Origin of the sequence: Terrabacter terrae (assembly GCF_039529575.1) — a bacterium.
Taxonomy (GTDB): domain Bacteria; phylum Actinomycetota; class Actinomycetes; order Actinomycetales; family Dermatophilaceae; genus Terrabacter; species Terrabacter terrae.
This window is the reverse complement of sequence record NZ_BAAANB010000021.1, coordinates 166,250-188,122: the sequence shown is the minus strand read 5'-3', so window position 1 is coordinate 188,122 and position 21,873 is coordinate 166,250. Positions and strand designations below refer to the sequence as shown.

20 protein-coding genes are annotated in these 21,873 nt (G+C 71.0%); 4 read left to right on the top strand and 16 right to left on the bottom strand.

Features of this window, described 5'->3' with window-relative positions; genetic code table 11:
* The first annotated feature begins 135 nt into the window (after window positions 1-135).
* Together ABD194_RS11005 and otsB are read left to right on the top strand one after the other, a co-directional pair.
* Window positions 136-1,713 (top strand): alpha,alpha-trehalose-phosphate synthase (UDP-forming), encoded by a 1,578-nt coding sequence (locus tag ABD194_RS11005; protein ID WP_343991210.1) that lies wholly within the window; start codon window positions 136-138, stop codon window positions 1,711-1,713.
* The gene (gene otsB, locus ABD194_RS11000; protein ID WP_343991207.1) at window positions 1,710-2,513 is read left to right on the top strand and encodes a trehalose-phosphatase; all 804 of its coding nucleotides are present in this window, start codon (window positions 1,710-1,712) and stop codon (window positions 2,511-2,513) included. The genes ABD194_RS11005 and otsB overlap by 4 nt, the downstream gene beginning before the upstream one ends.
* A gap of 90 nt (window positions 2,514-2,603) precedes the next feature.
* On the opposite strand, the gene ABD194_RS10995 is transcribed toward otsB, so the two are convergent.
* The 5 genes from ABD194_RS10995 to ABD194_RS10975 all read right to left on the bottom strand — a co-directional run bounded on the left by ABD194_RS10995 (window position 2,604) and on the right by ABD194_RS10975 (window position 9,469).
* On the bottom strand, window positions 2,604-3,617 hold the full coding sequence (locus ABD194_RS10995) for a LacI family DNA-binding transcriptional regulator (protein WP_343991205.1): 1,014 nt from the start codon (window positions 3,615-3,617) through the stop codon (window positions 2,604-2,606).
* Window position 3,618: 1 nt separating this feature from the next.
* The gene (locus ABD194_RS10990; protein ID WP_343991203.1) at window positions 3,619-5,505 is read right to left on the bottom strand and encodes a glycoside hydrolase family 13 protein; all 1,887 of its coding nucleotides are present in this window, start codon (window positions 5,503-5,505) and stop codon (window positions 3,619-3,621) included.
* Entirely contained in the window at window positions 5,502-6,443 is a 942-nt protein-coding gene (locus ABD194_RS10985; RefSeq protein ID WP_343991201.1) for a sugar ABC transporter permease, read from the bottom strand. Before ABD194_RS10985 ends, ABD194_RS10990 begins: the two co-directional genes overlap by 4 nt.
* Window positions 6,443-7,987, bottom strand: coding sequence for an ABC transporter permease subunit (locus tag ABD194_RS10980; protein ID WP_343991199.1), 1,545 nt, complete (start codon window positions 7,985-7,987; stop codon window positions 6,443-6,445). The genes ABD194_RS10985 and ABD194_RS10980 overlap by 1 nt, the downstream gene beginning before the upstream one ends.
* Window positions 7,988-8,134: 147 nt before the next feature.
* A complete protein-coding gene (locus ABD194_RS10975; RefSeq protein WP_343991197.1) occupies window positions 8,135-9,469 on the bottom strand; it encodes a sugar ABC transporter substrate-binding protein in 1,335 nt (444 codons plus the stop codon).
* Window positions 9,470-9,748: 279 nt separating this feature from the next.
* Here ABD194_RS10975 and ABD194_RS10970 point away from each other — a divergent pair, with 279 nt between their 5' ends.
* Entirely contained in the window at window positions 9,749-10,852 is a 1,104-nt protein-coding gene (locus tag ABD194_RS10970; protein ID WP_343991195.1) for an ABC transporter ATP-binding protein, read from the top strand.
* 158 nt (window positions 10,853-11,010) lie between these two features.
* A complete protein-coding gene (locus tag ABD194_RS10965; protein WP_343991193.1) occupies window positions 11,011-12,255 on the top strand; it encodes a DUF4032 domain-containing protein in 1,245 nt (414 codons plus the stop codon).
* 108 nt (window positions 12,256-12,363) lie between these two features.
* Here the strand turns inward: ABD194_RS10965 and ABD194_RS10960 are convergent, their stop codons facing one another.
* From ABD194_RS10960 to ABD194_RS10910, 11 genes are all read right to left on the bottom strand, one after another.
* Entirely contained in the window at window positions 12,364-12,870 is a 507-nt protein-coding gene (locus ABD194_RS10960; protein WP_343991191.1) for a vitamin K epoxide reductase family protein, read from the bottom strand.
* A 28-nt stretch (window positions 12,871-12,898) separates the two neighbouring features.
* Complete coding sequence (locus ABD194_RS10955) at window positions 12,899-13,750, bottom strand: DUF929 family protein (RefSeq protein WP_343991189.1); 852 nt, start codon at window positions 13,748-13,750, stop codon at window positions 12,899-12,901.
* A 216-nt stretch (window positions 13,751-13,966) separates the two neighbouring features.
* Complete coding sequence (gene rlmB, locus ABD194_RS10950) at window positions 13,967-14,938, bottom strand: 23S rRNA (guanosine(2251)-2'-O)-methyltransferase RlmB (protein WP_343991187.1); 972 nt, start codon at window positions 14,936-14,938, stop codon at window positions 13,967-13,969.
* Between the two features lies 1 nt (window position 14,939).
* On the bottom strand, window positions 14,940-16,463 hold the full coding sequence (cysS, locus tag ABD194_RS10945) for a cysteine--tRNA ligase (protein ID WP_343991185.1): 1,524 nt from the start codon (window positions 16,461-16,463) through the stop codon (window positions 14,940-14,942).
* Between the two features lie 109 nt (window positions 16,464-16,572).
* A complete protein-coding gene (locus tag ABD194_RS10940; protein ID WP_343991183.1) occupies window positions 16,573-17,244 on the bottom strand; it encodes an MBL fold metallo-hydrolase in 672 nt (223 codons plus the stop codon).
* Window positions 17,241-18,323 (bottom strand): S-(hydroxymethyl)mycothiol dehydrogenase, encoded by a 1,083-nt coding sequence (locus ABD194_RS10935; protein ID WP_343991181.1) that lies wholly within the window; start codon window positions 18,321-18,323, stop codon window positions 17,241-17,243. Before ABD194_RS10935 ends, ABD194_RS10940 begins: the two co-directional genes overlap by 4 nt.
* Before the next feature lie 136 nt (window positions 18,324-18,459).
* Entirely contained in the window at window positions 18,460-18,963 is a 504-nt protein-coding gene (locus tag ABD194_RS10930; protein WP_343991179.1) for a hypothetical protein, read from the bottom strand.
* 93 nt (window positions 18,964-19,056) lie between these two features.
* The gene (ispF, locus tag ABD194_RS10925; protein ID WP_343994111.1) at window positions 19,057-19,527 is read right to left on the bottom strand and encodes a 2-C-methyl-D-erythritol 2,4-cyclodiphosphate synthase; all 471 of its coding nucleotides are present in this window, start codon (window positions 19,525-19,527) and stop codon (window positions 19,057-19,059) included.
* 149 nt (window positions 19,528-19,676) lie between these two features.
* Window positions 19,677-20,489, bottom strand: a complete 813-nt coding sequence (locus ABD194_RS10920) for an SDR family oxidoreductase (protein ID WP_343991177.1) — start codon at window positions 20,487-20,489, stop codon at window positions 19,677-19,679.
* Window positions 20,490-20,586: 97 nt separating this feature from the next.
* A complete protein-coding gene (gene ispD, locus ABD194_RS10915) occupies window positions 20,587-21,261 on the bottom strand; it encodes a 2-C-methyl-D-erythritol 4-phosphate cytidylyltransferase (RefSeq protein WP_343994109.1) in 675 nt (224 codons plus the stop codon).
* 49 nt (window positions 21,262-21,310) lie between these two features.
* Window positions 21,311-21,793: a CarD family transcriptional regulator gene (locus ABD194_RS10910; RefSeq protein ID WP_030199704.1), complete on the bottom strand. Its 483-nt coding sequence runs from the start codon at window positions 21,791-21,793 to the stop codon at window positions 21,311-21,313.
* Between the last annotated feature and the right edge of the window lie 80 nt (window positions 21,794-21,873).

Below are 21,873 nucleotides of genomic sequence, written 5' to 3'. Positions count from 1 at the left end.
GACCCTAGAGCCGGACAGCACCGGGCGCCAGTCATCCGTCGTTAGAGTGAGACCGATGGCGTCACCTCGCGTCGCGGCCCGGAGCCGGCGGGCTGCGTGGCGCGCGAACCGTCCTCGAGTCAGGGAGTTGATTGCGTGTCGACCGACCGGCCGACCTACGACCTCGTCATCGCCGCGAACCGTCTTCCGGTCGACAAGATCGTGACCGACGACGGCGAGGTGGAGTGGCGCCGCAGCCCGGGCGGGCTCGTCACCGCCATGGAGTCGGTGATGCGCAGCCAGCCGGGCGCCTGGGTCGGCTGGGCCGGCGACGCGGGCGAGGCCCCCGAGCCGTTCGAGGAAGAGGGGATCTACCTGCACCCCGTGCCGCTGTCGGCCGAGGAGGTGCGGGACTACTACGAGGGCTTCTCCAACGACACGCTGTGGCCGATCTACCACGACGTCATCGTGCCGGCGAGCTTCCACCGCGAGTGGTGGTCGAGCTACCAGCGGGTCAACCAGCGTTTTGCCGAGGCCGTGGCCGAGGTGGCCGCCGAGGGCGCCACCGTCTGGGTGCAGGACTACCAGCTCCAGCTCGTCCCTGCCCTCGTGCGCAGGCTGCGCCCGGACGTGCGGATCGGGTGGTTCAACCACATCCCCTTCCCGCCCGTCGAGCTCTTCGCGCAGCTGCCGTGGCGCACCCAGCTGCTGGGCGGCCTGCTCGGGGCCGACTTCCTCGGCTTCCAGCGCCAGGCCGACGCCCGCAACTTCATCCGCGCGTGCCGCCAGCTGCTCGGCGCCCAGACCAGGCGTGACCGCGTCACGGTGGAGGGCGAGAACCGACAGGTGCGCGCGGCGGCGATCCCGATCTCCGTCGACTTCAAGGGGCTCGAGGAGCTGGCCAGGCAGCCGGAGGTCAAGGCCCGGGCCAAGGAGATCCGCGAGAGCCTGGGCAACCCCGAGGTCCTCATGCTCGGCGTCGACCGGCTCGACTACACCAAGGGCATCCGGCACCGGCTCAAGGCCTACGAGGAGCTGCTGGGCGAGCGACGCATCGGCCCGCCCGAGGTGACGCTCGTGCAGGTCGCCACGCCGAGTCGCGAGCGTGTCGACGCCTACCGCATCCTGCGCGCCGAGATCGAGCAGACCGTCGGGCGCATCAACGGCGAGCTGGGCAAGATCGGCGCGCCGGCCGTGCACTACCTGCACCACTCCTACCCCCGCGAGGAGATGGCCGCGCTCTTCCTGGCGGCCGACGTCATGCTGGTGACGCCCCTGCGCGACGGCATGAACCTCGTCGCCAAGGAGTACGTCACGTGCCGCCACGACCTCGGCGGAGCCCTGGTGCTCTCGGAGTTCACCGGCGCCTGGCACGAGCTGCACCAGGCGTTCGCGTGCAACCCCCACGACATCGAGGGCCTCAAGCAGACGATCCTGCGCGCCATCAACACGCCCGAGAAGGACAAGCAGCGCATCATGAAGGCGCTGCGCCGGCGGGTCTCCGACCACGACGTGCAGCGCTGGGCGGCCCGCTATCTCGCAGCCCTCGCCGCAGCGCCCGAGCTGCCGGCGCCCGAGCCGCGCCAGCGGCCGGTCCCGCACGCGGAGGCGACGCCGCGCATGCCCGAGCCGCAGGCCGACAGCGCCCCATACGGCAGCTCCGACAAGACGGCCGACGGCGACACCGCGTCCGAGAGCGGCACGGACACCGACACCGAGTGGGCCCGGTCGTGAAGGACCAGGAGCCGCTCTCCGACGCGGTGGCCCGTGCCGCGTCGGTGCAGAGCCTGCTCGTCGCCACCGACTACGACGGGGTGCTCGCACCGCTGGTTGCGGACCCGATGCAGGCGACCCCGCTGCCCGGCACCATCGACACCCTTCGTGCGCTCGCGGCCCTGCCCGGGGTGCACGTGGCGGTCGTCTCCGGCCGGGACCTGGAGACCCTGCGCACCCTCACCGGGATCGGTGAGGAGGAGCCGCTCGTGCTCATCGGCAGCCACGGTGCGGAGTCCTCGAGCGCGGCCGTCCGCGAGGCCATGGAGGCCGCCGCAGTGACCCCCGACGACGAGGTGACGCTCGCCGGGCTGCGCTCCGACATCGAGGCGCTCGTCAGCGAGCACCATCCCGAGGCGAACGTCGAGCACAAGTCGGCGGCCGTCGTCGTCCACGTGCGCGGCATCCCGCGCGAGGCCGGCGACGCCGCGATCGCCGACGCCCGCCGCGTCGCGCTCGACCACCCGGGCGTGAAGGTGCTGAAGGGCAAGTCGGTGCTCGAGCTGTCAGTCTCCCACGCCGACAAGGGCTCGGCGGTGACCGCTCTCGGCCGACACGTCGGCGCCGCCGCCCGGCTCTACCTCGGCGACGACGTCACCGACGAGGACGCCTTCACCCGGATGCGCCGCCCCGAGGACGTCACCGTCAAGGTCGGCACCGGCTCGACCGCCGCCCGCTACCGCGTGGACGACGAGCAGGCCGTGGCCGAGCTGCTGACGCAGCTGCACCAGTCCTGCGCCGCCGCGCACCCCGCGAGCTGACGCGCGAGGCGCGCCACCCGGCATACGCGATCGGCCGCGAGGCCGGGGCCGGCAGGGCGCGCCGGTATGCCGCCCTGCCGACCACGTGCGTCAGTGGCGCCGTACCGCGCCCGTCGAGCCCCGGACGACCAGCTCGGGTCGGAAGACGTACTCCGCGCGAGGAGAAGGCTGTCCGGCGATCTCGTCGAGCAGCGCCCGCACCGTGGCGGCGCTCATCGCGTTGACGCTCTGGCGCACCGTCGTCAGCGGTGGGTCGGTGAAGGCGATGAGCGTCGAGTCGTCGTAGCCGACGACCGAGAAGTCCCTGGGCACGTTGAGACCGCGCTTGCGTGCCTCGCGGATCGCCCCGAGCGCCATGAGGTCCGACCCGCACACCACGGCCGTGGCTCCCCGGTCGAGCAGGCGGCCGGCCGCGGTCGCGCCGCCCTCGACGGAGAAGAGCGAGCGCTCGATGAGGTCGTCGACGTCGGAGCGACCGGTCAGCTCCTGCATCGAGTGCCGGAAGCCGGCGATCTTGCGGATGACCGGCACGTAGCGGTCGGGACCGACGGCCAGGCCGATCTCGCGGTGGCCGAGGCTCACGAGGTGCTCGAGGGCCAGGCCCATCGACGCGACGTCGTCGTTGCTGATGAAGGGCGCGTCGACCCCCTCGATGTAGCCGTTGACGAGGACGAGCGGCAGGTTGCGCTCCCGCAGCGCGATGTAGCGGTCCGGCTTGCTCGTCGTGTCGGCGTGCAGCCCGGAGATGAAGATGATCCCGGCGACTCCCCGCTCGAGCAGCATCTGGACGTAGTCGTCCTCGTGCACTCCCCCGGCCACCTGGGTGCACAGGACCGGCGTGTAGCCGTTCTGCGCCAGCGAGTTCTCGATGATCTGCGCGAAGGCCGGGAAGATCGGGTTGGTGAGCTCGGGCACGATCAGGCCGACGAGCCCGGCGCTCTTGCGCCGGAGGCGACTCGCCCGGTCGTAGCCCAGGACGTCGAGCGCCGTCAGCACGGCCTGGCGCGTCGACTCGGCGACGCCCGGCTTGCCGTTGAGCACTCTCGAGACCGTGGCTTCTGACACGCTCGCCTGTTCGGCGATGTCACGCAGACGTGCCTTCACGTCACCTCCCCCTTCGTCTCACGTGCCGTGGACCGTTGTCCGTGGGACGCCACGTGAAGATGCGAACGCCCGGGCCCGAGGCGCTCAGTGTGACAGCACGTTTGCCCACCTTGGGCGCGGGTCCGTAGAGCGCAGAACCGGATTCGATGCCGGCGAGGTGGGCGACCTCGAGGACGAGCGGCTCGTGGGCGGCCCTGGCCACGTGGACGAGGGCGACCTCGTCGAGCGTCTCCCGGAGGAAGACCATGGCGTCGCCCTCGGCGTGCACCCAGCGCAGGCCACCGCGGCGCAGGGCGGCCGAGCGCTTCCGCGCACCGATGAGACCGCGGTAGACCGCGAGCGTCTCTGCGTCCCAAGCGTTCTCGCCCCACGGCATCGGGCGACGCCCGTCCTCACCGAAGGTGCCCTCCATGCCGATCTCGTCGCCGTACGTCAGCATCGGCATCGACGGGAAGGTGAAGAGCAGGCCGGCAGCGGCCTCGACGGACTCGGGGCCGACGAGGGTGCGGATGCGCGGCACGTCGTGCGACCCGACGAGGTTGAACGAGTGGACCAGTGACTGCCAGGCGATGCGCGAGGTGAAGTCGCGCATCGTGTCGACGACCGCGCCCGCCTCGAGCAGTGGCAGCGGCACCGGGGCGCCGAGGAAGCGCGGGTTCTTCGGCTCCTGCCGCAGCCAGGTCCAGGCCGGCTTGCAGAAGCCGGCGTAGTTCATCACCCCGTGCCAGCCGTCGCCCGGCATGTCGGGCGTGTAGTCGTGGAAGTGCTCGCCGACGAGCAGGGCATCGGGCGCCACCCGGCCCATGACGTCACGCATCTGGCGGGCCACGTCGTGGTTGACGTCGGTGTCGCGCCAGCGGCCCGTCATGTTGGCGACGTCGACCCGCCACCCGTCCAGGCCGCCCGAGCGACCCAGCCACTTGCGTACGACCCCCTTCGGGTCCTCGAAGATCCGTCGGCGCAGCGCGGCGTTGAGGTGGTTGAGCTTGGGGAGGGACGGCACGCCCAGCCAGGCGACGTAGGTGCCGTCCTCCCAGATGTAGTAGTCGCGCTCGGGCCGGCTCCTGCCGCCGGGCCCGGTGGCGGCGAGGAACCACTCGTGCGCGTTGCCGGTGTGGTTCGTCGTGAAGTCGCCCATCACCTTGAGGCCACGCTCGTGCGCGGCCTTGGTGAGCCGTCGCAGGGCCGGGGCGCCACCGAGGATCGGGTCGATCTCCTCGAAGGACGAGGCGTCGTAGCGGTGGTTGGAGCGAGCCGGGAAGAACGGCGTCAGGTAGACGACGTCCACCCCGAGGTCCTCGAGGTGGTCGAGGTGCTCGGTGATGCCGTCGAGGTCGCCGCCGTAGAGCTGGTGCGCGACGCCCTTGGGGGTGATGTCGACGGGGTCGGACCACTCCGCTGGGATCGCCCAGTCGGGCGTCTCGCGCTTGTCGGCACCGCTCGAGCGTGCGAAGCGGTCGGGGAAGATCTGGTAGACGACGGCGCCCTGTGCCCAGGCGGGCGGCGGCGCGTCGTGCGCGACGAGGCGGAAGTCGCTCGCGTCGGGCACGTCCCGGTGGTGCACGCCGGTGCCGTTCAGCCAGGCGTACTTCGTGGGTCCGCCGGTCAGCAGGAACCGGTAGTTCGTCACCGGGTTGTGGCAGGTCAGCGTCGCACGCCACCAGTCGTCGACGCCCGTGGTGCGCACCTTGCGTGCCGCCGCGAACGTCGCCTCGCCGTCCGGCGCGGTGCGCACGTGCACGGCGTCGACCTGGGCCTCGAGCGGGACGCGGACGAGCACGTCGACGGCATCGCCGAGGCGGGGCGTCTGGTGGGAGACGTACCGCCCCGACCCGTCGTGGTGCGGCTGGCTGAGCCAGGTCTGCTGGCGGGCCGGGGCAGGGGTCACTTGACGGATCCTGTGGTGAGGCCGCCGACGAGCTGCTTCTGGAAGGCCAGGTAGAGCAGCATGACGGGGATCGAGCCGAGCAGGGCGCCGGCCGTGAAGCGCCCGAAGAGGGCGTTCGCGTCGGTGCCGAGCGTCATGCCGTAGAGCCCGACGCCGAGCGTCTGCTGGTCGACGTCGGTGAGGAAGACGCTGGCCAGCATGAACTCGCCGTAGAGGCCGACGAAGACGAGCATGAAGACCGTCACGAGGATCGGCATGACCAGGCGCAGCGTCATCGTGAAGAAGATCCGCACGTGGCTCGCCCCGTCGACGATCGCGGCCTCGTCGAGCTCGCGCGGCACCGTGTCGAAGTAGCCCTTGAGCAGCCACACGTTCGCGCCGAGCGCACCGCCGAGGTAGGCGAGGATCAGGCCGGTCGTGGTGTTGAGGCCGAACGCCGGCAGGGCGTCACCGATCGCCGCGAAGATGATGTACATCGCGACGATCGCCAGCAGCGCAGGGAAGAACGTCGTCAGCAGCAGCGCCATCATCCCGGGCCGGCGGCCCTTGAACCGCAGGCGCGAGAAGGCGAACGCCGCGAGCGCACCGAGGAAGACCGCCGCCAGTGCGCCGACCAGCGAGATGACCATCGAGTTCTTGTACCAGGTCCAGAACGGGCGGGAGCTGTCGTTGAACAGGTCGTTGAAGTTCTTCGTCGAGAAGCCCGACGGCAGGAGGCTCGCCGTGTTGAGCGTGCCGCTCGGGTTGGTCGCCGCGGAGTAGATGAACAGGATCGGGAACAGCGCCCACATCAGGGCGACGATGCCGAGGGCGTGGCGCCACCAGACCGAGCCGCCGAGTCCCTTGCGCTTGGGCGAGGCCGGGGTGGAGGTGGCCGTCCGGGGCTCCTCCAGGGTGTCCACGGCGCCCGCAGGCACCGGAGCGTTCAGGGTCGACATCAGTTGACCTCCTCGAGGGCCTTGGTGCGACGGAAGCCCGGGATGCTCATCAGCGCCACGAGCAGGAAGATGACGACGGACACCGCGGCGGCGAAGCCGTAGTTGGGCGCGCTGCCCGAGAAGGCCAGGCGGTACGCATACGTGATGAGCAGGTCGCTGGAGCCGATGCTCGTGTCCTGGCCGTTGAACGGGCCGCCCTTGGTCAGCAGGTAGATCAGCCCGAAGTTGTTGAAGTTGAAGGCGAACGAGGCCAGCAGCAGCGGGCCGACCGCCACCAGCAGCAGCGGCATGATGATCGAGCGCAGCGTCCGGAAGGCGTTGGCGCCGTCGATCGTGGCGGCCTCGCGCACGTCCTGCGGGATGGACTGCAGCGCACCCGTGCACACGATGAACATGTAGGGGAAGCCGAGCCACAGGTTCGTGATGAGGATCGCGGCCTTGGCGCCGATCGGCGTGCCGAGCCAGTCGACGCCGATGTGCAGCGTCTGGTTGATGATGCCGTAGTCCTGGTTGAACATGCCCTTCCAGACCAGCGCCGTCACGAAGCCCGGGAGCGCGTACGGGAGGATCAGCAGGGACCGGTAGATGCCCTTGCCGCGCAGTCTCGGGTCGTTGAAGAGCAGGGCGATGAGCATGCCCAGCAGGAAGGTCGAGAGCACCGAGACGACCGCGAACACGACGTTCCAGATGAAGATGCCGAGGAAGCCGTCGCGGATCGTCGAGTCGGTGAAGATCCGGGAGTAGTTTGCGAGGCCGACGTTCTCCTTCCACCCCTGCGGGAAGGACTGGCTCGGGTCGGCGACGTTGACCCAGCGCGCGTCCTTCGGCGCGTAGACGGTGGGCGGCGTGGTGGAGCTGTCGGTCAGCTTGTCCGCCGCCGCGTCGTACTTGACCGTGGAGCGTCCCTCGTAGGCCTCGGACAGGCCCACGGGCTTGATGCCGCCGCCGTCGCTCGTCGGGATGGCGATGGTCGACAGGTCCTTGCTGCGCTGGTTGGCCTGGCGGGCGGTGAGGACGGTGTAGTCCGGGGCCTTGGTGATCTTGCCCAGCGACGTCTTCTCGACGCCGGTGGCGGACAGCGGCTGCAGGCCCGTCTTGTCGCCGACGTACATCGAGCCGTCGGGCTTGGTGAGCAGCACGACGAGGTCGCCCGTGGCCGGGTCGGCGCCGCCCTGGGTCGCGATGGACATCTTGTAGCGCGGCGTGTTCGGGACCTCGCGGACCGACTGGGCCACGATGTCCTTGACCGAGGCCTCCTTGGTGTAGAGGTGCCCGTCGCCGTAGTTCGTCAGCGAGAGGTTGGCGGTGTAGAGCACCGGCCACAGCTGGAAGAGGGCCATGAAGAGCAGGCCCGGCACGAGGTACTTCATCGGGACGGAGCGCCGCGTCGCGTAGACCGCGAGGATCCCCATCCCCACGAGTCCCGCAACGATGACGGCCATCGTGTTTCCGGCCGCGGCGAGCTGGGTGGCGATCCAGAGGATGCCGGCCATCACCGCGAGGATGAGCACCCACTTGATCGCCAGCGCGATGGGCTTGGTCATGTCACACGTCCTTTTGCGCCGGGCCGGCGCCGTTGCCGTAGATACACGAAGGGGAGCCCTCGAGGAGCCCCCTGATGGCCTCTGCGGGCCGGGTCCCGGGACCCGCCGTCACGGCGGGTCCCGGAACCTCTGGTCGAGCGAAGGGCGTCAGCCCTTCGCGATGTTGGCCGCGATCTCCTTGGCTGCGGCGTCGAGGCGCTCCTTGGCGCCCGTCTTGCCGGCGATGATGTCGGCGGTGGCCTGACCGAAGGGGCCCCAGACCGAGTTCATCGCGGGGATGTTCGGCATCGGCTTGCCGTCGACACCGGCCTCGTACCACGCCTTGACGTCGGGGTCGCTCGCGGCGACCTGGTCGTAGGCCTCCTTGAGGGCCGGCGGACGCTGGCCGACCTGGAAGAGGGCGAGCTGGACGTCCTTGCGCGGGATGTAGTTCGTGACGAACTCCTGCGCGAGGGTCGCGTTCTTGGCCTTGCTCGAGACGTAGAACATCTGGACACCGAGGAACGGCTTCATCTGGCCGCCGCCGGCGAGGCTGGGCAGCGGGGCGATGCCGTAGTTGATGCCCGCCTCCTTGGCCTTCGCGACGCTCCACGGACCGGAGATCATGAACGGCGCAGCCTTCGTGTCGAAGAGCGCGTCCTGGTTGGTGTCGTCGACGTTGGTCGACAGGACCTTCTCCTGGCCGAGCTTGGCGAGGACGTCGCCACCCTTGACGGAGCCGGCGCTGTTGACGATCAGCTTGTTGGGGTCGTAGTCGCCGTTGCCCTTGGTGCCGAAGATGCCACCGTCGGGGAACGCCGAGAGGTACGGGTAGGCGAAGTACGCGTTGCCGACCTTGGAGACGAACTGGCTGAGGACCTGCTTGGCCTTGCCCTCCTTGACCAGCTTCTGGCCCGTGGCGACGAGCTCCTCCATGGTCTTCGGCGGGTTGGGGACGAGGTCCTTGTTGTACATGAGGCCGATGTTCTCGACGGCGTAGGGGACGCCGTAGGACTGGCCGTTGAACTTCGTGGCGGCGATGGCGCTCGGCAGGAACTTCGCGGCGACGTCGGAGCTGAGGCTCACGGGGGCGACGGTCGAGTTCTGGACGAGCTCGCCCAGCCAGTCGTGCGCGCCGACGATGACGTCGGGGCCCTTGCCCACCTTCGTCGCGTCCTTGAACTGCGCGCGGACGTCGGTCGAGATCTGGACCTTGACCGTGACGCCGTTCTCCTGGGCGAACTGGTCCGCGTACTTCTGCACGGCCTTCGAGCGGTCCGCGTCGGTCCAGATGACCAGGTCGACGTTGGCGTCACGGACGGGAGCGGCGGTGCCGCTCGGCGTCTCGGGGGTGCCGGTCGTCGTGGCGGCCGCCTTGCTCGTGCCGGCGCCGTTCCCGGCGGCCGTGTTGGACGGGGTGGTGGGGCTGGACCCACCGCAGGCGCTGAGGGCCAGGGCGGCAACACCCGTGACGGCAGCAGCGCCGAGCGCACGCTTGTGCATGGATTCTCCTTTGAAGCCAGGTGGCACACGCCGCCACCGGTGCCCGAAAGGTAGCAATAAGTTTCAGACAGGTGCCAGCCGCTTGCAGCAAGTTTTTGCAACGTTCTGGACACAACCGGGCAAGGCCAGCCGAAGGCCCATGATCCGGCGCACCCACGCGCCGGGCTGGCGAAGCGGGTGCTTCTGGGACATGATGACGATGCCTGTCCACTCGGGCGGGCAGCCCTTTACAACGGATCGTCCGGCACGTTCCTGCCGGTGAAGGAAGGCAATGAAGCCATGGCAACAGTGACGTTCGACAACGCGACGAGGCAGTACCCCGGCAACCCGGTCCCCTCGGTCGACAAGCTCAACATCGAGATCGCGGACGGCGAGTTCCTCGTCCTCGTGGGCCCCTCCGGGTGTGGCAAGTCCACGTCCCTGCGCATGCTGGCCGGCCTCGAGGAGGTCAACGCCGGGCGCATCCTGATCGGCGACCGCGACGTGACCAACCTGTCCCCCAAGGACCGCGACGTCGCGATGGTGTTCCAGAACTACGCGCTCTACCCGCACATGACGGTCGCCGACAACATGGGCTTCGCGCTCAAGATCGCCGGCGTCGACAAGGCCGAGATCCGCAAGCGCGTCGAGGAGGCCGCCAAGATCCTCGACCTCACGCCCTACCTCGACCGCAAGCCGAAGGCCCTCTCCGGCGGCCAGCGCCAGCGTGTCGCCATGGGCCGCGCGATCGTCCGCTCGCCCCAGGTCTTCCTCATGGACGAGCCGCTGTCCAACCTCGACGCCAAGCTGCGGGTCCAGACGCGCACGCAGATCGCCTCGCTCCAGCGGCGCCTCGGCGTCACGACGGTCTACGTCACGCACGACCAGATCGAGGCCATGACGATGGGCGACCGCGTCGCGGTCCTCAAGGACGGCATCCTCCAGCAGTGCGACACCCCGCGCCGCATGTACGACCACCCGGCCAACGTCTTCGTCGCCGGCTTCATCGGCTCCCCCGCCATGAACCTCATGAACGTCCCCGTCAACGAGTCCGGCGTCGACCTGCACGGCCACACCGTGCCGATCGCCCGCGAGGACCTCTCCGGCATCGGCAAGGACGTGACGCTCGGCGTGCGCCCGGAGGACCTCGAGCTGTCGTCCGACGCCTCGGGCATCCCGGTGACGGTCGACGTCGTCGAGGAGCTCGGCGCCGACGCCTACATCTACGGCTCCACCGAGACGAAGCTGCTCGAGGCCACCGGTGAGAACGCCGGCGCCGTGCCGTTCATCGCCCGCGTCGACGGTCGTCGCCCCCCGCAGAAGGGCGAGAAGATCTACCTCAAGCCGAAGCCCGGCCACGTGCACGTCTTCAACGCCGAGTCGGGCCTGCGCGTCGGCGACTGACCCGACTCCCCTTCGGCTCCGACCGATCGCGTATGCCGCTGGGCCGGCACCCCTCGTGGGTGCCGGCCCAGCCGCGTTGCGGCACGGGCAGCCACCGGGCTGCGCCGCACACCCGGGGCGGATCGACGCCTGTCGCGCAGCGTGCCACGATTGAGCGCGTGAGCCTGGACATCACCACCGCGAGGCCCGAAGCAGCCCTGCTCGACCTGCCCTGGTCGACCCCGCTCGAGGACTGGCCGGAGAGCCACCTCGCGGCGCTCCCCCGCGGCATCTCCCGCCACGTCGTGCGCTTCGTCAAGAGCGGCGCGCGGGTGCTGGCGGTCAAGGAGATCAAGGACGACATCGCCGACCGCGAGTACGCCATGCTGCGCAACCTGCGCCGCCTCGACGTGCCGTGCGTCGAGCCCTTCGGCGTGGTGCACGGTCGCACCGGCCCGGACGGTGAGCCGCTCGACGCCTGCCTCATCACGCGCCACCTGCAGTTCTCCCTGCCCTACCGCGCCCTCTACAGCCAGAACCTGCGGCCCGACACCGCCGTGCGGCTGATGGACGCGCTGGCCCTGCTGCTCGTGCGCCTGCACCTCGAGGGCTTCTGGTGGGGTGACGTGTCGTTGTCCAACACCCTGTTCCGGCGCGACGCCGGCGCCTTCGCGGCCTACCTCGTCGACGCGGAGACCGGCGAGCTGCACGCACGGCTGTCCGACGGGCAGCGCGAGCACGACCTCGACATCGCACGCGTCAACATCGCCGGCGAGCTGATGGACCTCGCGGCCGGCGGCTTCCTCGAGGAGCACGCCGACCCCTTCGAGGTGTCGGCCTCGATCATCGGCCGCTACCACACGCTGTGGGAGGCCCTGACGGGCAGCGAGCGCTTCGAGGGAGGCGACCGGTGGCGCGTCGACGAGCGCATCCGCCGCCTCAACGAGCTCGGCTTCGACGTCGACGAGCTCTCGATCACCACCGACATCGGCGGCACCGAGATCGTCATCACCCCGAAGGTCGTCGACGCCGGCCACCACTCCCGCCGCCTGCTGCGCCTCACCGGCCTCGATGTCGGTGAGAACCAGGCGCGCCGCCTGCTCAACGACCTCGACTCCTACGCGGCGGCCACCGACCGCCAGGGCGAGGACGAGGAGATCGTCGCGCACGACTGGCTCACGCACGTCTACGAGCCGATCACCCGCGCGGTGCCGCGCGAGCTGAGGGGCCGCCTGGAGCCGGCCGAGATCTTCCACGAGGTGCTCGAGCACCGCTGGTACATGAGCGAGCGGGCGGGTCACGACACCCCCATCGACGAGGCACTGCGCGACTACCTCGCGACGGTGCTGCCGTCCAAGCCGGAGGAGAAGTCGGTGCTCGGCGTCGACACCGAGGAGATGCCGGTCATCAGCCGCTTCAGCTGAGCCCCCGCTCTCCGAGCCGCCGGGGGTCAGGGGTGATGCGTCGCGGCCCGGCGCGACGGCATACCTCCACCCGGCGGCCGTCCCGGACGGGGGCGCATGCCGCGTGCCTCAGTCCGCGTCGGCACCCAGCTGCGTGCCGGCCGGCCCCGAGAGGATCTGCCCGAAGAGGACGGCGATCCACAGCAGGAAGGTCGCGACGTGCACGGCCGTGCACCAGAGGCAGATGGCGTGGATGCGGTAGAGCTCCGCCCAGACCAGGTAGAGCGCCATGCCGAGGCCGATGGTGAGCCAGCCGAGGCGCACGGCGTCGAGCCACGGCTCCGGTCGGCGCCAGACCCGCGGCAGGCACAGCGCCAGGGCCACGACGAAGAAGACGACCCCGAGCAGCGCGACGGGCACGCCGAGGAAGGTGCTCCACGCGCTCGTGGTGACCTTGGCGCAGTCGATGGTGCCGCCGATGCTGCAGGCGAGCGTCGCGTTGGCCGTGAAGTGCTCGAAGGTCAGGTAGATCGACACGGCGAGCCCGACCAGGCTGATCCCGACGGAGAGCGGGGCCAGCCACGCGGGCCGCACCCGCTCGACCGCCGCACCCGTGCCCACGGCCTCGCCGGTCACCTCGTCACGCAACGGGCACATGGCGAGGTCACCGCTTGAGGAGGACGGACGCGGACTGGACACCCTCGCTCGTGCACACGTTGGCCGGCTGTCCCTTGGTCGCCTCGCAGAGCTGGGCCGTGATCATGTTGATGGCCGGCGTGACGGTCTTGCCGATGTCGGAGGTCGGGTCCTGGATGCCGGCGATGATCTGGTCGTAGGTCTTGCCGTCGATCGCGTTGGCGTCGACGGTCGCGCCGTCGGTGGCGTGCGTGCCGGCGTAGTCGATCCACGGGATCCCCCCGCCGGGGTTGAACTTCTTGAACAGCGCGAGGTTCTCGCCGTCGAGGGTCTGCAGCGGCTTGCCGTTGCGGTCCTGGGTCTCGATCGCCTCGAACGCCAGGACGTCGCTGGTGAACTTCGCGTCCTTGAACGAGAAGGTCGGGGTGTCCGGGTGCACGTCGTTGCTCGAGCTCGTGGTCTCGGTGATCCCGCTGAACGTGCCGAACCGCGAGAGGGCGCCGATGAGGGCCCAGCGCTCCATCGCGCAGAAGGGGCAGTACTCCGCGCCGATGTAGAGGACCTTGGGCTTGCCGTCCTGGGTCAGTGGGGTGCCGCCCTGCAGCTTGCTGGGCGCCTGCTCCGGCGTGGGCGGCGGCGCCTTGTCGAACAGCGACGCCGGCAGCTTCTGGAGCGTGGCGAGCGCGGCGGCTCCCCCGGTCGCAGCGGGGGCCGGCTTCGGGCGGTTGGAGATGACGACCCCGACGACCACGGCGATCACGACGATGACCACCGCGACGACCGCGGCGATCACCTGCTTGCGCTGGCGTTCCTGGCGGGCCGCCTGGGCGCGCAGCTGCGCGGCTCGGGCTGCCGTCTCGGCGCGGTTGGTCTTCGCCACGAGTACGTCCCTCGATTCCTGCTGCCCGGACGGCAGCGCTTCGCGTGGCGCCCCTTGGGTACTACAGGGCGTAGTGGACATTCGGCAGCACTCTATCTACCGCCGCAGTGAACAGCGTGGGAGGACCGGCCGAAGTTCCCCACGTCACAGCCGGCGCCCCGGCGTCTGCCGACCCGCGGACGACGGGCGGCACCCGAGCCGGCGGGACGGCATACGTCAGCCGCGGCGTTGCCGCGCGATCTCGTAGAGGGTCACTCCCGTCGCGAGGCCGGCGTTGAGGGACTCGACGGCCGAGCTCATCGGGATCGAGACGATCTGGTCGCACGTCTCGCGCACGAGGCGTGAGAGGCCCTTGCCCTCGGAGCCGGTGACGATGACGAGCGGCTCGCTCGCGAGCGACAGGTCGGGCAGCTCGACGTCGCCGTCCATGTCGAGGCCGAGGATGAAGAAGCCGGCCTTCTTGAACTCCTCGAGCGCCCGGGTGAGGTTGCTCGCGCGCGCCACCGGGATGCGGGCGGCGGCGCCGGCGGAGGTCTTCCAGGCGGAGGCCGTCATGCCGACCGAGCGGCGTTCGGGAACCACGACGCCGTGACCGCCGAACGCGGCGACCGAGCGCACGATCGCCCCGAGGTTGCGGGGGTCGGTGATGCCGTCGAGGGCCACGACGAGCGGGATGCCAGGCATCTCGGGGTCGAGCAGGTCGCTCGGGTGGGCGTAGTCGTAGGGCGGCACCTGCAGGGCCAGGCCCTGGTGGACGCCGCCGTCGGTGAGCCGGTCCAGCTCGCCGCGCGGCGTCTCGAGGATCGCGAGCCCACGCTCGGTGGCGAGCTTGAGCGCCTCGCGGACGCGGTCGTCGGTGTCGATGCGGGTGGCGATGTACATCGTGGCCACCGGCACCTCGGCGCGCAGGGCCTCGACGACGGAGTTGCGGCCGTAGACCATCTCGCTCGAGGCCTTGCTGCCACGGCTCTTGGGCCGTGCCGGGCCGCGTCCGCCGGCCGAGGAGCCGGTGCCCGAGCGCTTCGCGGCGGCCTTGGCCCGCTTGTGGGCAGGGTGGTACTCGCGGTCGGCGGCCTTGGGCGTCGGCCCCTTGCCCTCGAGGCCGCGACGACGCTGGCCGCCCGAGCCGACGGTGGCGCCCTTGCTGCTCTTGCGGATGGCGCCGCGACGCTGGGAGTTGCCTGGCATGTCAGCCCTGTGCCTTCTCGGCCCCGTGGGCCGCGCTGGTGAGGTCGGTCGGAAGTGCGGAGTCGCCGGAGGTCCGCGCGTGGGCGGGCGCGTCGGCGCGGGTGGGGCGGGCGAGCGACCACTGGGCGCCCGACGGGGTGTCGGTGATCTCGATGCCGACCGACGTCAGCGCGTTGCGGATCTCGTCGGCGCGTTCGAAGTCGCGCTCCTGGCGGGCGGCCTGCCGGGCGTCGAGCTGGGCGCGGACGAGGGCCTCGAGCGCGTGCTCGGCGGCGACGTCCTCGCGGCTCGTGCCTGTGCCCCAGTGGGCGGCCAGCGGGTTGACGCCGAGCAACTGGGTCATCGCGACGACGGCGCCGGCAGCCGCCAGGGCCGCCTCGTCGTCGTCCTCGTCGAGGGCGCTGTTGCCGGCCCGCACCGTGTCGTGCACGACGGCGAGCGCTCCGCTCACGCCGAGGTCGTCGTCCATCGACTCGACGAAGTCGGCCGGCAGGTCGGCAGCGGCCACGGGCTCGATCGACCCGCGACGGCCGGCGCGCTCGAGGAAGCCCTCGATGCGCTCGACAGCGGCAGCGGCCTCCTCGAGGGAGCCCGGGTGGTACTCGATCGTCGAGCGGTAGTGCGCGGCCGTGAGGTAGTAGCGCAGCACGATCGGCCGGGTCTCCTCGAGCAGGTGGCGCACCTCGAGGGCGTTGCCCAGCGACTTGCCCATCTTCTGGCCCTTGACGGTGACCCAGGCGTTGTGGAGCCAGTAGCGGGCGAAGCCCAGACCGGCGGCCCGCGACTGCGCCTGCTCGTTCTCGTGGTGCGGGAAGCGCAGGTCGATGCCCCCGCCGTGGATGTCGAACTCGTCGCCCAGCCAGCGCCGCGCCATCGCGGAGCACTCGAGGTGCCAACCGGGACGGCCCACGCCGAACGGCGTCGGCCACGAGGCGCTCTCGGGCTCGTCGGACTTGCGGCCCTTCCACAGGGCGAAGTCACGGGGGTCACGCTTGCCGCGCGGGTCGGCGTCGTCGGCACTGGCCATGTCGTCGAGGGACTGGCCCGTCAGCGAGCCGTAGTCGGGCCACGAGCGCACGTCGAAGTAGACGTCGCCGCTGCCGTCGGGGGCGACGTAGGCGTGCCCCTTCTCGATGAGCGTCTCCATCAGCGTGACCATGTCGGGCACGTGACCGGTGGCGCGCGGCTCGTACGTCGCCGGCTCGACGCCCAGCGCGTCGAGCGCCTGTGCGGTGAGCCGCTCGTTGCGGTAGGTCAGGGCAAACCACGGCTCGCCCGCCTCGGCGGCCTTGCGCAGCACCTTGTCGTCGATGTCGGTGACGTTGCGCACGAGCGTCACGTCGTAGCCGTGGCCGACCTCGAGCCAGCGCCTCAGCACGTCGAACGCGACGGCGAAACGGATGTGCCCGATGTGCGGGGCGCCCTGCGTCGTGAGGCCACAGATGTAGATGCCGACCTTGCCCGCCTCGCGCGGCGTGAAGTCGCGCAGCTCCCGGGTTGCGGTGTCGAACAGTCGTAGGCTCACCCGCCGCAGTCTATCGGCGCGGCGCGACGCACCCGACCACGCGGCATACGCCCTCGGGCAGGCCGTCGCCGCCGGCGATGGCGTATGCCCGGTGCCCGGCCGGCGTGCGTCAGTGGCCCCGGCGCACCCACTCCTCCACGTCGTCCTTCTCGGCGCCGATGGTGGTGGAGTCCCCGTGGCCCGTGTGGACGACGGTCTCGGGCGGCAGGGCGAGCAGCTGGTCCCTGATCGACTCGACGATGGTCGGGAAGTCGGAGAACGACCGGCCCGTCGCGCCCGGGCCGCCCGAGAAGAGGGTGTCGCCGGTGAAGACGACGCCGAGGTCGGCGGCGTAGAAGCAGCAGGCGCCGGGCGCGTGGCCCGGCGTGTGCAGCACGGTGAGCTCGACGTCGCCGACCGGCACGACGTCGCCGTCGGCCAGGTCCCGGGTCGGGGCGAGGTCGGGGTGGGTCTGGTCCCACAGCACCCGGTCGTCGGGGTGCAGGGCCACCACCGCCTCCGGGTAGGCCTCGAACAGCTCGGGCACGACGGTGACGTGGTCGTCGTGCGCGTGCGTCAGCAGGACGTGGGTCAGCCGCCGGTCACCCACCAGGTCGAGGATCGGCGCTGCGTCGTGCGGCGCGTCGATGACGACGCACTCGCGGTCGTCGCCCACGACCCAGACGTTGTTCTCGACCTCCCACGTGCCGCCGTCGAGGCTGAAGGTGCCCTCGGTCGTCGTGTGGTCGATCCGGACCCCCCCGTCGGAGGCAGGCGACCGCGTGGTCTCGCCGGTCGTCACAGCTCCACCACCGAACGCAGCACCGTGCCGGCGTGCATCTTCTCGAACGCCGCCTCGATCTCGCCCAGGCCGATGCGCTCGCTGACGAACGCGTCCAGGTCGAAGCGGCCCTGCTTGTAGAGCTCGACGAGCATCGGGAAGTCGCGGCTGGGCAGGCAGTCGCCGTACCAGCTGGACTTGAGGGCACCGCCGCGGCCGAAGATCTCGATCATCGGCAGGGTGACCTGCTGGTCGGGGGTCGGCACACCGACGAGGACGACGGTGCCCGCGAGGTCGCGGGCGTAGAAGGCCTGCTCGTACGTCTCGGGACGCCCGACCGCCTCGACGACGACGTCGGCGCCGTTGCCGCCGGTCAGGCCGCGGATCGCCTCGACCGGGTCGGTGTCGGCGCTGTTGACCGTGTGCGTCGCACCGAACTTCCTGGCCTGCTCGAGCTTCGCGTCGCTGATGTCGACGGCGACGATGGTCGTCGCGCCCGCGAGCTGCGCCCCGGCGATGGCGGCGTTGCCGACCCCGCCGCAGCCGATGACCGCCACCGAGTCACCGCGCGTGACCCCGCCGGTGTTGACGGCCGCGCCGAAGCCGGCCATCACGCCGCAGCCGAGCAGGCCGACGGCGGCAGCATCGGCCTCGGGCACCTTGGTGCACTGGCCGGCGGCCACGAGCGTCTTGTCGATGAAGGCACCGATGCCGAGCGCCGGCGTCAGCTCGGTGCCGTCGGTCAGCGTCATCTTCTGCGTCGCGTTGTGCGTGTTGAAGCAGTACCACGGCTTGCCCTTGGCACACGCCCGGCACTGGCCGCACACCGCGCGCCAGTTGAGGATGACGAAGTCGCCGGGCGCCACGTCGGTGACGCCCTCGCCGACGGCCTCGACGTAGCCGGCCGCCTCGTGACCGAGCAGGAACGGGTAGTCGTCGTTGATGCCGCCCTCGCGGTAGTGCAGGTCCGTGTGGCAGACGCCGCAGGTCTCGATCTTCACGACGGCCTCGCCGGGGCCCGGGTCGGGGACGACGACGTCGACGACCTCGACGGGCGCGCCCTTGCTGCGGCTGATGACACCCTGGACGGTCTGGGGCATGACGGCTCCTTCGGCCTCGTCGGTTCGGTCGGTTCGATCCTGCCAAACGCTCGGCTCCGCCTGTCCAGCGGTAGCGAACTGCCCACCCGACTTCTCCGGAAGTCGAGTGGGCAGGTGCGTGTGCCGCGTCGTGGCCTCAGCGTTCGCGGGTCGTGCCGCCGGTCTCCTCGTGCGCCCCGGTGCCGTTGAGACGGTCGTTCAGGTGGTTCTCATTGGCGAAGCCGTGGGTACTTGCGGTCTCCTCCAGGCGGTTGCCGTCCTCGTCGACCCGGAAGCCCTCCTTGTCGGTGCGCACGTCCGGGTCGTGCAGGTCGGCCAGGCGCATCCGCTCGTCGCGTTCGCGGCGGACCGCCTCGGCGTCGCCCGAGTGCTCACGGGCCTCGGCCTCGAGGCGCTCGGCCTCGATCCGGCGCTTCTCGGCCTCCGCGCGGGCGAGCTGCGAGCGAGCCTGCGCCTCCGTGGCACTGGCTTCCCGCTCCCTGAGGTGCTGGTCGTGCTCCGCGGCCTCCTGCCGGATCTCGGCCGCCTTGTCGCGCTTGGCCTCCACGTGGCGCCCCCGTCCGCGCGACATCACCAAGGCGATGATGGCGATCACGACGATCACGGCCACGATGATCCAGATGATGGTGCTGGTAGTCATGCCGTCCTCCTGGTCATGCCGACGGGCGGCACGTCGCCGCTCCACCTCTCTGTGTACCCGTCCGGGCCCCGGAGCAAGCGGACGCCCTCCGGGTCAGCCGGCCGGGTCGCCGAGCACGAGCGCGGTCGCGACGGCCGCGACGCCCTCGCCGCGGCCGGCCAGCCCGAGCCCGTCGGTCGTGGTCCCGCTGACCGACACGGGCGCCCCGGCGGCAGCCGACAGGGCGGCCTCGGCCTCGGCGCGTCGGGTGCCGATCTTGGGCCGGTTGCCGACGACCTGTACGGCGATGTTGCCGATCTCGAAGCCCGCGTCGCGCACCAGACGAGCCGCCTCCGCGAGGAGGGTGACGCCCGACGCGCCGGCGAGCTCGGGCCGGGAGGTGCCGAAGTGTGCGCCGAGGTCGCCGATGCCTGCGGCCGAGAAGACCGCGTCACAGGCTGCGTGCGCGGCCACGTCCGCGTCGGAGTGCCCCTCGAGACCCCGCTCCCCCGGCCAGAGCAGCCCGGCGACCCACAGCTCGCGGTCAGACCCCTCGGGAGCGTATGCGTGGACGTCCACGCCGATCCCGACCCGCGGGAGCGCTGCCGGCTGGGTGGGAGAGTTCGGCCGGCTCGACCCGGAGGGCTCGCGGCCCGCGCCGGGGTGGGCGGGCTCGACGGGCTCGGCGCCCTCGACCGGCTCGGCGCGCTCGACGGGCTCGACGGGCTCGGTCGTCATGACTGCGCGGTCTTCCAGTCGATGGGGCCGCGGTGCAGCTTGTGCGGGGCCGCCTGGGCCACCGGCTTGATGACCATCGTGTCGATGTTGACGTGCTGGGGCAGGGCCACGACGAAGCCCACGCACTCGGCGACGTCGTCCGCGGCGAGGGGTCGGTCCACGCCGTCGTAGACCTTGTCCGCCGCCGCCTGGTCGCCGTGCAGGCGGGTCAGCGAGAACTCCTCGGTGCGGACCATCCCGGGGCGGATGTCGGCGACCCGGATGTTCTCGCCGTTGAGCTCGAGGCGAAGCGTCTCGGAGAGGACCGACGTGCCGTGCTTCGCGGCGACGTAGCCGGCGCCGCCCTCGTAGACCCGTTCGCCGGCGATGGAGCTGATGTCGACGATGGTCGCGCGCGGGGACCGGCGCAACAGCGGAAGCGCGGCCTGGACGACCCGCATGGTGCCGACGACGTTCGTGGCGTACATCCGCTCCCACTCCTCGGGGTCGCCGTCCTCGACACGGCTGACCCCCAGGGCGCCTCCGGCGTTGTTGACGAGGACGTCGCAGCGGTCCAGCGAGCCGACCCCGGCCGCCACCGAGTCGCCGTCGGTCACGTCCATCACGAGTGCGCGCGCGAACCCGCCGTCGCCCTCGATGGCCGTCACCACCTCGTCGAGCTTCTCGCGGCGGCGTCCGGCGACCACGACGTCGAAGCCGTCGCGGGAGAGGCGCCTGGCGATGGCGGCGCCGATTCCGGTGCCCCCGCCGGTGACGAGGGCCAAGGGTCGGGTGTGCTCATTCGTCTGCTCAGTCGTCTGCTCGGTCACGCTGCCGAGGATATGCGCGCCTTCGCCCCGGTCGACCTGCAGGGCCACGCGGCGGAGCCGGCAGGACCAGAGGGTTGCAAGGCAGCGCCGGTAGGCGTCAGGGGCGGGCGGCGAGCAGGCGGGCGGCGGAGTCGAGGTCTGCGGGAGTCGTCACCTTGAGGGCGAGCGGGTCACCGTCGACGACGAGCACCCGCTCGCCGAGGCGCTCGACCAGGCCGGCGTCGTCGGTGGCCGCGCTGCCCCCGGCGTGGGCGCGCTCGAGCACCTCCCGCCGGAAGCCCTGCGGCGTCTGCACCGCCCGGAGCGTCGAGCGCTCGGGAGTGGCGAGGACGTAGCCGTTCGCGTCGACCTGCTTGACGGTGTCGACGACGGCGGTGCCCGGCACCACGGCGGCCGCGCCGTCACGCACGGCCGCGACGACGCGGTCGAAGACGGCGACCGGCGTCAGGCACCGCGCGGCGTCGTGCACCAGGACGATCTCGACGGCGTCACCGAGCTCGGCGAGCCCCGCCGCGACGGAGTCGCCCCGCTCCGACCCTCCCACGACGACCGTCACGGCGGCCGCGGACCCGAGCTGACGGCATACGTCCTCGGACAGCGACTCGGCCTCTGCGCGGTGGGCGGCAGGAGCGACGACGACGGCCTCGGACACGGCCGGGCACGACAGCGCCCCCCGCAGGGCGTGCCCGAGCAGGGGCACCCCGGCGAGGGGCACGAACGCCTTGGGGACGGATGCCCCCAGACGCGAACCGGAGCCGGCCGCGACGACGATGACGCCGACGCGACCGGCTCCGGTCTCGTTGTTCAGGGAACTGCCCGACTCAGGAGGCGAGGACCTCGTCGAGGATGGTCTCTGCCTTCTCCTCGTCGGTCTTCTCCGCGAGCGCCAGCTCGGACACGAGGATCTGGCGCGCCTTGGCGAGCATCCGCTTCTCGCCGGCGGACAGACCGCGGTCCTGGTCGCGGCGCCACAGGTCGCGCACGACCTCGGCCACCTTGATGACATCGCCGGAAGCGAGCTTCTCGAGGTTGGCCTTGTAGCGGCGGGACCAGTTGGTCGGCTCCTCCGTGTGCGGGGTGCGCAGCACCTCGAACACGCGGTCCAGACCCTCCTGGCCCACCACGTCGCGGACCCCCACGAGGTCGCAGTTCTCGGCTGGCACTTCGATCGTCAGGTCGCCTTGGGCGACCTTGAGCTTGAGGTAGAGCTTGTCCTCTCCCTTGATCGTGCGTGTGTTGATCTCTTCGATCAGTGCAGCCCCGTGGTGGGGGTACACGACCGTCTCGCCGACCTTGAAAACCATGTGCTGTTTTCCCCTTTCGCGGCCTCCAGATTATCACGAAGGAGAGCGCATCGCGATCTCAGGATGCGGCATCTGCGCAG

Bases quoted from the DNA above. Each gene is read 5' to 3' on its own strand.
- ABD194_RS10985 (WP_343991201.1), bottom strand. From the start codon at position 6,443: ATGTCGACCCTGAACGCTCCGGTGCCTGCGGGCGCCGTGGACACCCTG.
- ABD194_RS10980 (WP_343991199.1), bottom strand. From the start codon at position 7,987: ATGACCAAGCCCATCGCGCTGGCGATCAAGTGGGTGCTCATCCTCGCG.
- ABD194_RS10975 (WP_343991197.1), bottom strand. From the start codon at position 9,469: ATGCACAAGCGTGCGCTCGGCGCTGCTGCCGTCACGGGTGTTGCCGCC.
- ABD194_RS10970 (WP_343991195.1), top strand. From the start codon at position 9,749: ATGGCAACAGTGACGTTCGACAACGCGACGAGGCAGTACCCCGGCAAC.
- rlmB (WP_343991187.1), bottom strand. From the start codon at position 14,938: ATGCCAGGCAACTCCCAGCGTCGCGGCGCCATCCGCAAGAGCAGCAAG.
- ABD194_RS10935 (WP_343991181.1), bottom strand. From the start codon at position 18,323: ATGCCCCAGACCGTCCAGGGTGTCATCAGCCGCAGCAAGGGCGCGCCC.
- ABD194_RS10930 (WP_343991179.1), bottom strand. From the start codon at position 18,963: ATGACTACCAGCACCATCATCTGGATCATCGTGGCCGTGATCGTCGTG.
- ABD194_RS10910 (WP_030199704.1), bottom strand. From the start codon at position 21,793: ATGGTTTTCAAGGTCGGCGAGACGGTCGTGTACCCCCACCACGGGGCT.